The 12,664-nt window shown below is 65.4% G+C and carries 11 protein-coding genes; 6 read left to right on the top strand and 5 right to left on the bottom strand.

Annotation, left to right across the window (positions count from 1 at the left end):
- Positions 1-131: 131 nt before the first annotated feature.
- The 5 genes from E2481_RS10545 (at position 132) to hisG (ending at position 4,226) form a co-directional block, all read left to right on the top strand.
- Positions 132-740, top strand: a complete 609-nt coding sequence (locus E2481_RS10545; protein ID WP_136717100.1) for a stage II sporulation protein M — start codon at positions 132-134, stop codon at positions 738-740.
- A 48-nt stretch (positions 741-788) separates the two neighbouring features.
- Positions 789-1,817, top strand: coding sequence for an RNA 3'-terminal phosphate cyclase (gene rtcA, locus E2481_RS10540; RefSeq protein WP_136717099.1), 1,029 nt, complete (start codon positions 789-791; stop codon positions 1,815-1,817).
- 38 nt (positions 1,818-1,855) lie between these two features.
- Complete coding sequence (locus E2481_RS10535) at positions 1,856-2,245, top strand: helix-turn-helix domain-containing protein (protein WP_136717098.1); 390 nt, start codon at positions 1,856-1,858, stop codon at positions 2,243-2,245.
- A gap of 73 nt (positions 2,246-2,318) precedes the next feature.
- On the top strand, positions 2,319-3,311 hold the full coding sequence (locus E2481_RS10530; protein WP_136717097.1) for a CapA family protein: 993 nt from the start codon (positions 2,319-2,321) through the stop codon (positions 3,309-3,311).
- 66 nt (positions 3,312-3,377) lie between these two features.
- The gene (hisG, locus tag E2481_RS10525) at positions 3,378-4,226 is read left to right on the top strand and encodes an ATP phosphoribosyltransferase (RefSeq protein ID WP_136717096.1); all 849 of its coding nucleotides are present in this window, start codon (positions 3,378-3,380) and stop codon (positions 4,224-4,226) included.
- A 277-nt stretch (positions 4,227-4,503) separates the two neighbouring features.
- Here hisG and E2481_RS10520 read toward each other — a convergent pair whose 3' ends face one another.
- Complete coding sequence (locus E2481_RS10520) at positions 4,504-5,973, bottom strand: sensor histidine kinase (protein ID WP_136717095.1); 1,470 nt, start codon at positions 5,971-5,973, stop codon at positions 4,504-4,506.
- 176 nt (positions 5,974-6,149) lie between these two features.
- Between E2481_RS10520 and E2481_RS10515 the strand changes: the two genes are divergently transcribed.
- Positions 6,150-7,142 carry an ornithine cyclodeaminase family protein gene (locus tag E2481_RS10515; RefSeq protein WP_136717094.1) on the top strand — a complete coding sequence of 331 codons (993 nt, stop codon included), beginning with the start codon at positions 6,150-6,152 and terminating at the stop codon, positions 7,140-7,142.
- Here the strand turns inward: E2481_RS10515 and E2481_RS10510 are convergent.
- From E2481_RS10510 to E2481_RS10495, 4 genes are all read right to left on the bottom strand, one after another.
- Positions 7,139-7,354 carry a DUF7535 family protein gene (locus tag E2481_RS10510; RefSeq protein WP_136717093.1) on the bottom strand — a complete coding sequence of 72 codons (216 nt, stop codon included), beginning with the start codon at positions 7,352-7,354 and terminating at the stop codon, positions 7,139-7,141. The genes E2481_RS10515 and E2481_RS10510 overlap by 4 nt on opposite strands.
- Positions 7,355-7,455: 101 nt before the next feature.
- Entirely contained in the window at positions 7,456-8,925 is a 1,470-nt protein-coding gene (locus E2481_RS10505; protein ID WP_136717092.1) for a methyl-accepting chemotaxis protein, read from the bottom strand.
- 231 nt (positions 8,926-9,156) lie between these two features.
- A complete protein-coding gene (leuS, locus tag E2481_RS10500) occupies positions 9,157-12,105 on the bottom strand; it encodes a leucine--tRNA ligase (RefSeq protein ID WP_136717091.1) in 2,949 nt (982 codons plus the stop codon).
- A 154-nt stretch (positions 12,106-12,259) separates the two neighbouring features.
- Positions 12,260-12,664 carry a DUF7344 domain-containing protein gene (locus E2481_RS10495; RefSeq protein WP_136717090.1) on the bottom strand — a complete coding sequence of 135 codons (405 nt, stop codon included), beginning with the start codon at positions 12,662-12,664 and terminating at the stop codon, positions 12,260-12,262.

The following is a 12,664-nucleotide window of genomic DNA, read 5'->3' as shown; positions in this document are numbered from 1 at the left end:
ACACCCACGTCCATATGAAACCATCGCGCATCCCGCCTTTTTCTCTGGATTTTCGTCCGGCAGGCAGGTGACAGATCACGGTTCGCCGATACCGCCGCGCTGAAACCCGCGGTTCCCGTTAGTGCAGGTACATGAGTCCCTCCCCGCCTCCGGATCAGACGGGTCGCCAGCGACCGCTCCCGGGCCGACTCTGGGCGGACTACTGGCGGTACGTCGTGCTGTCGGGCGCAGTGTTCGCCCTCGGTATCGTGGCCGGTGCCCTCTTGGTCGACGTCATCGGCCTCCGTGCGCTGTTCGGCGGTCGGGACCTCGGCGGCGCGTTCCCGGAGCCGACGGTCGGCCTCCTGGTCGTCAACAACGGTATCGTCATCCTCGTTCTGGTGCTCAGCAGCCTGACGCTCGGCCTCCTGACGGTCGGAATCCTCGTGTACAACGGGGTCATCGTCGGCTACGTCGCGACGGCGGTGGCCCGGGAGGCCGGCCTCGGCGTCGTGATACTGGGGCTGGCCCCCCACGGGATCATCGAGATCCCGGCCTTCCTCTTCGCCAGCGCGGTCGCGTTCCGCTTCACCCACCAGGTCATCGGGGCGGCGCTGGGCCGGCGTGAGGACGTGATGACGGGACGTGAACTTCGAGAGGCCGTCGTGATGATCGCCCTGGCGCTGGTACTCATCCCCATCGCGGCGTACATCGAGGCCGAGATCACGACGACGCTGCTCGAAGGTCGATTGAACGGATGAGCCGCCGACGAGACGGGTGCTTTTCAGCGGTGCGGGTGTAGGGGGACCATGCTCGAACTCGACGGGTCGGACGCGGGCGGCCAGTTCCTTCGCCGGGCGCTGGCGCTGTCGATCCTGACCGAGACCCCGGTGACCGTCGACGGCGTTCGCGGCTCCCGTCCCGATCCGGGACTGAAACCACAGCACCTCGCAGCCGTCGAGGCTGCGGCCGAGGCCTGCGACGGCAGCGTCGACGGCGCACGAGTCGGGTCCGAGACCGTCGGCTTCGAACCGGGGTCGCTGTCGGGCGGGACGGTTACCGTCGACATCGAGACGGCGGGGAGCGTCACGTTGGTGTTCGATACGCTCCTCCCGCTGGCGCTCCGGATCGAGGAGCCGCTGACCGTGCGGGCGACGGGTGGGACCGACGTGACGTGGTCGCCGCCGATGCTCTGGTACCGGCGCGTGAAACTCCCGCTACTGCGCGAGTCGGGCGTCCAGATCGCCGTCGACGTCGACCGAACTGGCTTCTATCCGGTCGGTGGCGGCGCGGCGACGCTCCGCGTCGGCCCCGCTACCCCGTCACCGCTGGCGCTGGCCGACCGGGGCGACCCCGAGGGCGTCCGCGTCTACTCGAAAGCCTCGACCGACCTCGCCGACGCCGACGTGGCCGAGCGCCAGGCCGACGCCGCCGTCGACGAACTGGACGACCGGGACGTCCTCGAACGGACCGTCAGCTACGTCGACAGCGACTCGCCGGGAACGGTCTGTTGTGTCCGCGCCGACTACGAGTCGGGACTGGCAGGCTTCGATGCCCTCGGCGAAAAGGGGAAACCGGCCGAGCAGGTCGGTCGAGCGGCCGCCGAGCAGTTAGATTCCTTCGAGGGAACAAGAGCAGTCGTGGACGCACACATGGCCGATCAGTTGCTCGAACTACTGGCAGTCGCGGGTGGGACGGTAGCGGTGCCGGCGATGACCGACCACGTCGAGACGAGCCTGTCACTGCTCGACGCGTTCGGATACGAGATCACTGTCGAGGAGGGCGAAACGGCAGTCGTCCTCCGGAGTTCGGACACGCACGCGGTGAGTCCGAGGTAACGACTCCCTTTATTCCGGTGGCAGCACAATCCGCTGGTATGACCGTGGTCGACCCACAGCCCGACCGGTTCCGGGACCTCATGGTGGACGGGGAGCCGGGATTCGAGGAGGTGCTGACCTGCGTGTTCGGCGTCCAGCGTCACGAAGCGCGGACCTACAAAGTCCTCCTGGACGAGCCGGGCAGTACCGTCGAAGAACTGGCCAACAGTCTCGACCGTGACCGGAGCAACGTCAACCGGTCGCTGTCGACGCTCCGCGAGAAGGGGCTGGCCACCCGCGAGCGACGACTCCTCGACGGCGGCGGCCACGTCTACCAGTACACCGCCACGCCCCTCGAAGACGCCCGCGAGTTGATGCACGAGACCCTCGACGAGTGGACCGCCTACGTCCACGAACGCATCGACGATTTCGGGTTCGGCGCGAACTGATTCGCGACCGTTCTCTCTGCGTGTCGGCCGGTCGACGGTATCGTTTTTCAGCCTCACCGTGGTAGATTTTGCCATGACCACGACCATCGGCCTGACCGGCGACGTCATGCTCGGGCGAAAGGTCGACGAGTCCCAGCGACAGCGGCCGGTCGACGCCGTGTGGGGAGACCTGCGCTCGCACCTGCAGTCGCTCGACGGGCTGTGCATCAATCTGGAGTGTTGTCTCTCGACGCGCGGCAGCCCCTGGCAGCGCACCCGTCGGCCCTTCCACTTCCGGGCCGACCCCGACTGGGCGATTCCGGCACTCCTCGAAGCCGGCGTCGACTACGCCAGTCTGGCAAACAATCACCTCCTGGATTTCGAGGAGGAGGCGCTGCTGGACACGGTCGACGCGCTGACCGAGGCCGACATCGCACACGCCGGGGCCGGTCGGACCGTCGCGGCCGCACGGGAGCCGGCGCTGTTCTCGATCGACGGCCTGGACGTGGCGGTGGTCTCGCTCACCGACAACACGCCGGAGTTCGCGGCCGATCGGACCAGTCCGGGGGTGGCCCACCTCCCGATGGAACTGGACGAGTCCGAACGGAAGACAGTCCGGGCGATACTCGACCGCGCTCGCCGGGCGGATCCGGACCTGCTCGTCGCCTCGCTCCACTGGGGACCGAACATGGTCACGGAGCCCGCCGAGAACTTCCGGGCGTTCGGTCGCTTCCTCGTCGAAGAGGGTGTCGATCTGATCCACGGCCACAGCGCCCACGTCTTCCAGGGCATCGAGGTGTCCGACGGCGTTCCCATCTGCTACGACTGCGGGGACTTCGTCGACGATTACCGGGTCGACGGGGACCTGCGCAACGACCGGAGTTTCCTCTTCGAGGTCACGGTCGAGGACGGAGCGGTGACTCGGCTCCGACTCCGGCCTGTCGAGATCGCCGACTGTGCGGTTCACTGGGCCGACGACGACGCAGCGCGGTGGTGCCGCGACCGGATGCGCGAGCGCTCCCGACCCTTCGGGACCGACGACGACTTCGAGCGGGCCGGGAACGGGTTGGCGCTGCCGGTGGCCTGACGGCGTCGGCCTGCGCCCGCCGAAAACGATGGAAAAGCAGTTCCGGACGCGCGACGAGGAACCGACATGCGCATCGCCGTACCCAACAAGGGGCGCCTCCACGAGCCGACCGTCGACCTGCTCGATAGGGCTGGCCTCCACGTCGTCGACGGGGCCGACCGGAAACTGTACGCCGACACCGTCGATCCCGACGTGACGATCCTCTACGCCCGCGCCGCCGACATCCCCGAGTACGTCAGCGACGGGGCTGCCGACGTAGGCATTACCGGCCTAGACCAGGTCAGAGAGGCCGAAACCGGCGACCTCGTCGACCAGCTCGACCTGGAGTTCGGGGCGTGTAAACTCGTCCTCGCCGCACCCGAAGACGGGGCGATCGAGTCCGTCGCCGACCTCGCCGGCGGGACCGTCGCCACCGAGTTCCCGAACGTCACCCGGAACTACTTCGCCGAGCAGGGCATCGACGTGGAGATCGCCGAGGTCTCGGGCGCGACGGAACTGACCCCCCACGTCGACATCGCCGACGCAATCGTCGACATCACGAGCACCGGGACGACGCTCCGGATGAACCGCCTGGCCGTCATCGACGACGTCCTCGAGAGTTCGGTCCGACTGTTCGCCCGCGAAGACGTGGTCGACGACGAGAAGGTCCAGCAGGTGACGACGGCGCTTCGCTCGGTGAAATCCGCCGAGGGCAAACGCTACCTGATGATGAACGTCCCCGAGGAGAAACTGGAGGCAGTCGAGGACGTCATCCCCGGCCTGGGCGGGCCGACCGTCATGGACATCGCCGGCGAGGAGATGGTCGCGGTCCACGCCGTCGTCGACGAACGCCGCGTCTTCGAGACCATCACCGACCTCAAGGCCGAGGGCGCGACCGGCATCCTCGTCACCGAGATCGAGCGGATGGTCCAGTAGTAGTACCTTTTTTCGACGGGGGTTTCCTCGCGCGCTTCGCGCGCTGCGGGAACCCCGTCCAAGAAATCTACGCTAAAAAAGCCGGACGCTCGCCGATGGCTCGCGTCCGGTGCCTTCGCGAGTGACCACAGGGAACGAGCGAATGGCTCGGAAGCCGCGAAGCGGCTTCAGGTGCCTTCGTGAGTAACGTGGCGAAGCCGCCACGAACGAACGGGCCGGTGGCCCGTAAGTGACCACAGGGAACGAGCGAGTCGGAGCAAAAGCCACGGCACGTCGTTCACTGCTGGGCGATGTTGACCTCTCGAAACTCGAACCGGGCCCCGCCGTCAGCACTGTCCCGGATCTGCAGTGTCCATCCGTGAGCGTCTGCAATACGCTTGACGATGGCGAGGCCGAATCCCGTCCCGTCAGCTGTCGACGACTGGCCCGGCTCGAGGACCTCCTCGCGTGATTCCTCGGGGATTCCCGGTCCGTCGTCCTCGACGTATATGCCGTGCTCGTTGAGTTGGCCGACGCGAACAGTCACGGCGGTTCCGCCGTGCTCGACTGCGTCATCGGACGAAGTCCGATTGCTTGTGGAACCGTGTTCCACAGCGTTCCGGAACAGGTTCTCGAAGAGATGCCGTAACCGGCTCCGGTCGCCGCGGATCGTCAGGTGATCGGCGAGGTCGAGCGTCGCGTCGTCCGTGGCAACCGTCTGCCAGCAACTGCCGATCAGTTCAGCGAACTCGATTTCCTCGATCTCCGAGACGACCTGTCCCTGTTTGGCGAGCGTGAGTGTGTCCTGGATGATTTCACCCATTCGATCGAGGGCTCGTTCCGTCGGGCCGATGTGTTCGCTTTCGACGTCTTCGCTCAGGAATTCGATCCGAGCCATCGCGACGTTGAGTGGATTTCGCAAATCGTGGGAGACGACGCTGGCGAACTCCTGCAACTGGTCGTTCTGGTTCTGGAGTTGCCGTTCTCTCCTGACTCGCTCCGTTACGTTCCGTGTGATGCCAACGATCCGGGTTATTTCACCATCGGTAATGACCGGGGCGAGGTTCGTATCCCAGAAGCGTGCATCCTCAGCCACGGGTAACTCCTCTTCGTACGAGATCGGTTCTCGGGCGCGTACACACCGGTGATAGTTCGCCTCGAGTTCGGCACCGCGGTCCGCCCCGAACACCTCGCATGGGGTTTTTCCCCGCACCTCCTGATTTGTGAATCCAGTCTGCGTCTCGTATGACGGGCTCAGCCGCTCGAACTCGAAGGTCGTGTCCGTCTCCGTGGACCGAACGTTGAGGAGAAAGATCGCGTCTTCTACGTTGTTGAGGAACGTTTCGTACTCGTCGGCGAGTTGGCGGTACGCTTGCTCCTGGCTCTTCCGGTCGGAGATATCCCGACTCGTGGCGAGAATACCACCGATCACTGGGTCGTCCCGGCGGTCGCGTAGCGTCGCCTCGATCCAGCACCAGGACCCATCAGCCCGCCGGAACCGAACCTCGACGACCGCCGATCCGTCGGGTCGGTTCTGGGCACGCTCGACTGCGCGGGCATTTACCTCGCGGTCGTCCGGATGAACGTACTCATAGCCGCGGTCGCCGACCAAATCCGCTGGTTCGTAGCCAAGGATGCGGCGAACGGACGGACTCACGTACGTGATAGTCCCGTCGGGATCGATGATAGTCGCGATATCCGCAGACTGCTCGACGAGTTTCTGGTGGAGGCCAGAGAGCGTGTCATCACCCCGATTCGGGTCGGACATCGAACATAATTGGCAGCGTGTGTTTAAATCTCCATGGACCGAGTTAGTAAACTGATACACTGTGTAGACCAGCAGCCGCGCACGTCGCGCCGGCGACGCAGTGAGCGTCCGGCAGTTTTCGTCCGGGTTTTGCAGAGTGGGGTTGGAACTAAGTCCGCCGAGCGACATCTGCCGCCATGGAGACCCTGTTGTTGAACCCCGCGGCCGTCGAGGAAGCCACGCAGTTGCCGGCCGTCGTGTCCGCCGTCGAGGACGCCTTCGCCGCCTACGCGGGCGGCGACGCCCAGATGCCCGCGAAATCCTACATCGACCTGCCCCAGTACGACGGGGACTTCCGGTCGATGCCCGCCTACATCCAGAGCGACGACTGGGATGGCGCGGGCATCAAGTGGGTCAACTCCCACCCGGGCAACCCCGAGGACCACGGACTGCCGACCGTCATGGGGACGATGATCTACTCCGACCCGGAGACGGCGGTGCCGCTGGCCATCCTCGACGGGACCACTCTCACCAGGAAACGGACGGGCGCGGCCGCCGCCGTCGCGACGAAACACCTCGCGATCGAAGACGCCACCTCGCTCGGGCTGGTCGGTGCGGGCGTCCAGGCGCACGCCCAGCTGGAGGCCATCGCCGCGGTCAGGGACATCGAGACCGTCGTCGTCGCCGACCAAGACCCCGACGCCATCGCCGACTTCGAGGGCGAGTACGGCGACGCGTTCGACGTTCGCGAGGGATCCATCGCCGAGGCCGTCGGCTGTGACGTGGTGTCGACGACGACGCCCGTCGAGGACCCGATCGTGCCCCGCGACGCCGTCGGCGAACACACTCACATCAACGCGATGGGGGCCGACGCCGAGGGCAAACACGAACTCGACGACGCGATTCTACTGGACGCGAAACTCGTCATCGACGACCACGCCCAGTGCACCCATTCGGGGGAGATCAACGTCCCCTACGCCGCGGGCACGTTGACCGACGCCGACATCCACGCGGAACTGGGCGACGTCGTGGTCGGCGACGCCGAGGGCCGGACCGACGCAGACGGGATCAGCGTCTTCGACAGCACGGGGCTGGCCATCCAGGACGTGGCCAGCGCACACGTCGTCTACGAGTACGCCCAGGACCACGACGTGGGCACGGCCATGGAACTGGTCGGGACCGACGCCTAGCCGGTCTGGCGGCGGAGGAACTCGAACGTCTTCGAGATCAGCCAGAACAGGACGAAGAAGGGCAACAACGGCAGGATGACGACGAGCAATAGCAGGAAGATGACCCAGCCGACGACGTCCATCGCCATGTTTGGTTGGCCGAGATACGACCGCGTCACCGTCTGAAGCTCCTGGTGAGGTGGCTCGTCGCCGGTGCCCTCGCTCTCGCTCATGCTGGGTTGTCCACGCACGGACGAATAAGCGACTGGTCCGATTGCTCGAGTTTCTCTACGGGTTCGTTACGAACTGGATACCGCTGTCTCGCCAGGTGGCCTCAGCGTCGTAACTCGCCGAGGGCGTCGTGGATTTCGGCGATGGTTTCGGTCTGTTCCTCGTTGGCCGCGGCGACGTCGGAGATCTCCGCGGACACGTCCTCGGCTTTCTCGACGGCCTGTTCGGCCATGCTGGAGATCTCTTCGGTGCTTGTCGCCTGCTCGTCGGTCGCGTCGGCGACTTGCTGGATGCCTTTGGCCGCCTCCTCGACCGTCGTGACGATCTCGTCGAGCTTTCCCATTGTCTCGTCGACCTGCTCGATACCGGTCGCCACCTGCTCGGTCATCCGCTGGAGGCTCTCGACGGTCTCCTCGGTGTCCGTCTGAATCTCCTGGACCATCGACTCGATTTCGCTGGCGTTGTCCTGTGACTCGGTCGCGAGCGATTTCACCTCGTCGGCGACGACGGCGAAGCCCTCGCCGGCTTCGCCCGCGCGGGCGGCCTCGATGGAGGCGTTCAGTGCGAGGATGTTCGTCTGCTCGGCGATGTCGTTGATCACCTCGACGATGGCGTCGATCTCCTCGATGCGGTTCTCGAGGTCGTCGACTTCGGCGGTGACCGCGTCCGCGGACTGGTTCACGTCGTCCATGATGTCGATGGCTCGCTCGCCGGTCTCCCGTCCCTCCTCGGCGAGGTCCGCCGCGTGGGAACTGGTCTCGGCGACCTCGTCGGAGGTGGACGCGATCTCCTCGATGGTCGCGCTCAGGTCCGCGATCTCCGCCGAAACCGCCTCGATGTCCTCCGTCTGTGAATCCGCGAGCGTGCTGATCTGCTGTGCGCTCTCGGCGACGTTTTCGGCCGACGATTCGAGGTTCCCGCTCTTGCGTTCGATGTTCCCGACCGCGCTCTCGAGTTGCTCGCCCATCTCGTTTATCTCGTCGACGACCAGCAGGATCTCCTCGCTGAGATACGAGTCGTCCTCGACGGTCGCCCGCGCGCTCAGGTTGCCCGCCGCCATCTCCTCCATCGTCGTGGTGAGTTCGACCACGAGGTCCTGAAGCTGCTCGCGTTTTTCGACTTCCTCGGTCTGGTCCTGGACCATCTCGATGGCACCGACCAGGTCCCCGTCCTCGTACAGCGGTGCGGCGGTGAACCGGATATGGCGCTCGACGCCGTTGGCCCCGAGCATCGTACTCGTGTCCCCGTACAACGTGTACTCCACGTCGTCGATCCGGGGGACGCCGTACTCGTCGTCGGCGCTCTCGGGGGCGTCGACGACCTTGTCCGCGAGCGTCTTCCCGCGCCGGCCGTCGTGATAGAACGCCTGACTCGACATCTCCATGGCTTTGGCCTCGGCCGCCGAGTGGCCGGTCAACTGTTCGAGTGCCCGGTTCCAGGCGACGATGTCGTGGTTCGTATCGAGGACGAATATCGATACGTCGAGATGGTCGAACAGTGGCCGAAAGGATAACGGGAACTCCGTCTGTAACTCGTTCGGTTCTCCGGTCGATCCGTCGGTTTGTGCTGTCATGTGTTCTCCTCACTGGGTCTGCCGTCCGCGTGCCACATCGTGCCCGAATCTATCGTACGGCCCCGTTGGGCCGGAGACGACACGTCCCTCGCGTCTGGACTGTTCGAAGAACGGAGACGTATCTTATATAAACTGTTGTTTTATTCATTTATGTTTCTTCGAGGTAAGATAGTCTCACCGGACAGCCCTGCCGGTCAGCGAGCGACGAACTCGGTCGAAAACGGGGGACAGTTACGCCAGGTGGATGGCCGGACGGAAGGGGACGGCGCTGTCGGCCTTGTCGTCGGGATCGGTGATGTCGGCGTCGTCCTCGGCGTACACCTCGACGTCGGCGTCGAACTCGCGTTCGAGGAACGCCTCGGCCTCGGCGTAGACGGCCAGTTCGTCGATGTCGGACAGGGCTTGCAGTTCCGCCTCGTCGCGCTCGCGGACGACCTCCACGAGGTCCTGGACGAGGTCGTTGACGGCGTCGCCCTTCTCGCGGAGGTCCGGGTCCTCCATGACGTTGCCCATGACCGCCCCGATGTCCGTGCCGGTCTCCCGGACGGTGTCGAAGACGTCGCGTTTCCAGTCGGCCGCGGCGTACACCCGAATGGTGTCGGGGTCGGTCCCCGTCACGTCGACGATGTCGTGGACGTCGTCGGTTAGCCGCTCGATCAGTTGCTCCTCGCGTTCTGTCGCCTCGTCCTCGAACTCGGGAGTTACCTCGGGCCAGGCGGCGTCCTCGGCCGGTTCGCCGGTCAACTGCTCGTGGAGTTCGTTAGTCATGAACGGCACGAACGGCGAGAGCAGGCGCAGCCGGGTCCGCAGGACCTCTCGCAGCGTCCACTTCGCACCCTCCCGAGAGAGGTCCGCCCGGCGACGGTACCACTTGAGGTGTTCCTCGAACCCATAGAAGACCGTCTGGCTCGCGGTACGGGTCTCGAAGCCCTCCATGGCCTCGGTCGCTTCCCGAACTGTGCCCTGAAGCTTCGAGAGCAGCCAGCGGTCGATGTGTTCGAGGTCCGGACGGGCGTCCTCGTCGACCGCCACGTCGGTCTTGGTTTCCGAGGCACTCCGTGCCTCGCTCTCCTCGCCCTCGACCTCCAGCGTGATCTCGACCATCTCTTCGATGTCGTAGTCGATGACCTCCTGGGCGCGCGACCAGAACCGCTCCAGTTGGTCCCGAGTACTGGAGACGGCGTCGGCCCGCCAGTCGTAGTCCTGCCACGGCTCCGCGGAGTTCAACAGGAAAAAGCGAACCGTGTCGGCCCCGAACTCCTCGATTGCCTTCGAGGGCAGGACCACGTGACCCTTCGAGGAGGACATCTTCTGGCCCTCGAGCAGGCCCATGCCCATGATGGTGATGCCCTCTGGCCAGTTGTCCGGGTCGAACAGTTCGGCGTGGTGGAACAGGAAGAAGGTGAGGTGGTTCTGGATGAGGTCGTTGGCCGAACAGCGGAAGTCGACCGGGTACCAGTGCTCGAACTCCTCGCGCAGTTCCAGCGCGCGCTCGTCGGGCTCGTCGACCGCGTCTTCGCCATAGAACAGCGCGTCGAAAAAGTCGGGCGTAAGCTCCTCGACCGGGATCTCGTCGAGCCGGTGGGCGATGGTGTAGTACGCCATGTAGATGGTCGAGTCCGACAGCGGCTCGATGACGAAGTCCTCGTCCCACGGCAGTCGCGTGCCCAGCCCGTAGTTGCGGATGGCCGGCCACTCGTTGAGCCAGTCGATGGTGTGGTCGTACTGCTCGCGGGTGTTCTCGGGAATGGCCTCCAGGTTCGCGACGGCGTCGTGGGCCTTTGCCTTCCAGTCCTCGTCGTTGTACCGCAGGAACCAGGTGTCCTGTTTGGCCACCTCCACGTCGCCGCCACAGCGGCAGACGACCTCCTCGGTGAACTCGTGCATCTCGTCGAACTCGCCCGAGCCCTGGTAGTGGGCGCGGAACTCCTCGCGAACCGACTCGACGGTCATGCCGGCGAACTCGCCGTAGTCGTCGTGCATGACGCCGTCGTGGAACTCCGCCTGGTAGAGGTCGGCCGTCACGTCTTCAAGATCCGGGTCCTCGGAGGACTCGATGCCGGCCTCCTCGACGGCCGATTTCGCGGGGATCTCCCCGTAGCCCTCGATGTCGAGGATCGGGATCGGCTCGATGGCCGCCACGTCGGCCGGGTCGATGCCGTACTGCTCCATGCGCCCGTCGTCGGCTTTCGCTTCCTGCAGGGCGAGGTAGTCGTCCGGCGAGTGGGCGGGCACGGACATGACGACGCCCGTGGCGTTGTCGGTGTCGACGAAGGTTGCGGGCAGAACGATGACCTCGTCGCCCGTGATGGGATTGGTGACCGTCTCCCCGACGAGTTTCTCGCCGGTGAACTCCGCCGTGACCTCGACCTCGCGGTCCTGCAGCCGGAGTTTCTCGACGGCTTCGGTGGAGACGACCCACTCGTCGCCGTCGACGGTTGCGCGCACGTACTCACCGTCGGGGTTGACGTAGGCGTTCGTGACGCCCCGAACGGTTTCGGGGCGGAGCGTCGCCATCGGGGCGGTGACGGCGTCGCCGTCGAGTTCGGTTTCGAACTTCACCAGGGTGTACTCCTGGAACTCGGCCTCCTCGCCCTCCAGGATGTCGTGGGTGGTGACCGGGTTTTCCTCGTCGGTGCAGTACTTGACCGGGTGGAGGCCCCGCTCCATGAGCCCCCGGTCTCTGAGCGTCTCGTACTGCCAGGTGATGAACTTCGAGTAGCGCTCGTCGTTGGTGGTGAACTCACGCCGCCAGTCGATGGAGAGGCCGAGCTGGGACATGCCGCTCTTGTAGTGGTTCTCGATGAAGTAGCGGGCGTACCCCATCGGCGTCTCCAGGTCCTGGAGGGTGCCCTCGGGGACGTTGTAGGTGTCCTGCAGGACCGACAACTGGTCTTCTTCGCCTTTCTTCAGGCGCTCGACGGCCCCGATGATGGGCGTCCCGGTGACGTGCCAGGCGATGGGAAAGAGCACGTTGTCGCCCTGCAGTCGCCGGTACCTGGCGTACACGTCCGGGACGGTGTAGGTCCGGCAGTGGCCGATGTGCATCCCACCGCTGGGATACGGGTACGGCACTGTGATGAAGGTCGCGTCGTCGTCGGACGGGTCGGCCTCGTAGCGCCCCTCCTCGGCCCACCGCTGTCGCCACGATTCCTCCAGATCCCCTGGCTCGTAATCCATAGTAGTCGGTTCTGGACGGCTGCCTAAAATAACTACCATCCCGCCTGCGCGAGGACTGACCCGTGCACCGCTCGTCAGCCAGCCGCCCCCAACGGCTGGCCCGTCGACCCCGGATACATTCCGTAGCGTCGTGGTCTCACCCCCGAAGGCGCGCTCAGTCGTCGCCCGTCGCGTTCGTCGGCATCCAGGACAGTTCAGTCGAGAGCGACTGGCCGAGATCGGTCGCTCTGACCATCTCCCGTTCGTTCGGGTCCTGCCAGCTGACCAGCCCGCTGTCGATCAGCTTCGGCAGGTGGACGTGGTACAGCGAGGTCGCGACCTGTTTGCGATCGGACGGCGACACGCGCTCCCCCCCGGTGCGCTCGGCCGCTGCGACGTGTTTCGCGAGTTCCTCGACCGACACGACGCCCTCCTCGGCCCGCAGGTACGCCAGGCTCCGCCGTCGTCGAGCGTCCGCGAGTGATTCGAACAGATCGTCGCGTGACGGCCCCTCCAGCCGTAGCTGCGCTGTTCCGCCGGTCGATTCGCCGCAACTCCGTAGCCCCCCATTTTCAGTCAT

The organism is Halorientalis salina (genome assembly GCF_005049285.1).
GTDB lineage: Archaea > Halobacteriota > Halobacteria > Halobacteriales > Haloarculaceae > Halorientalis > Halorientalis salina.
The sequence above is the reverse complement of the archived record's forward strand: the minus strand, read 5'-3'. Positions and strand labels throughout refer to the sequence as shown.

Excerpts from the sequence above, each read along its gene's own strand:
- hisG (WP_136717096.1), top strand. The coding sequence starts at position 3,378 with ATGCGCATCGCCGTACCCAACAAGGGGCGCCTCCACGAGCCGACCGTC.
- E2481_RS10535 (WP_136717098.1), top strand. The coding sequence starts at position 1,856 with ATGACCGTGGTCGACCCACAGCCCGACCGGTTCCGGGACCTCATGGTG.
- E2481_RS10505 (WP_136717092.1), bottom strand. The coding sequence starts at position 8,925 with ATGACAGCACAAACCGACGGATCGACCGGAGAACCGAACGAGTTACAG.
- E2481_RS10520 (WP_136717095.1), bottom strand. The coding sequence starts at position 5,973 with ATGTCCGACCCGAATCGGGGTGATGACACGCTCTCTGGCCTCCACCAG.
- leuS (WP_136717091.1), bottom strand. The coding sequence starts at position 12,105 with ATGGATTACGAGCCAGGGGATCTGGAGGAATCGTGGCGACAGCGGTGG.
- E2481_RS10515 (WP_136717094.1), top strand. The coding sequence starts at position 6,150 with ATGGAGACCCTGTTGTTGAACCCCGCGGCCGTCGAGGAAGCCACGCAG.
- E2481_RS10510 (WP_136717093.1), bottom strand. The coding sequence starts at position 7,354 with ATGAGCGAGAGCGAGGGCACCGGCGACGAGCCACCTCACCAGGAGCTT.
- E2481_RS10530 (WP_136717097.1), top strand. The coding sequence starts at position 2,319 with ATGACCACGACCATCGGCCTGACCGGCGACGTCATGCTCGGGCGAAAG.
- rtcA (WP_136717099.1), top strand. The coding sequence starts at position 789 with ATGCTCGAACTCGACGGGTCGGACGCGGGCGGCCAGTTCCTTCGCCGG.
- E2481_RS10495 (WP_136717090.1), bottom strand. The coding sequence starts at position 12,664 with ATGACTGAAAATGGGGGGCTACGGAGTTGCGGCGAATCGACCGGCGGA.
- E2481_RS10545 (WP_136717100.1), top strand. The coding sequence starts at position 132 with ATGAGTCCCTCCCCGCCTCCGGATCAGACGGGTCGCCAGCGACCGCTC.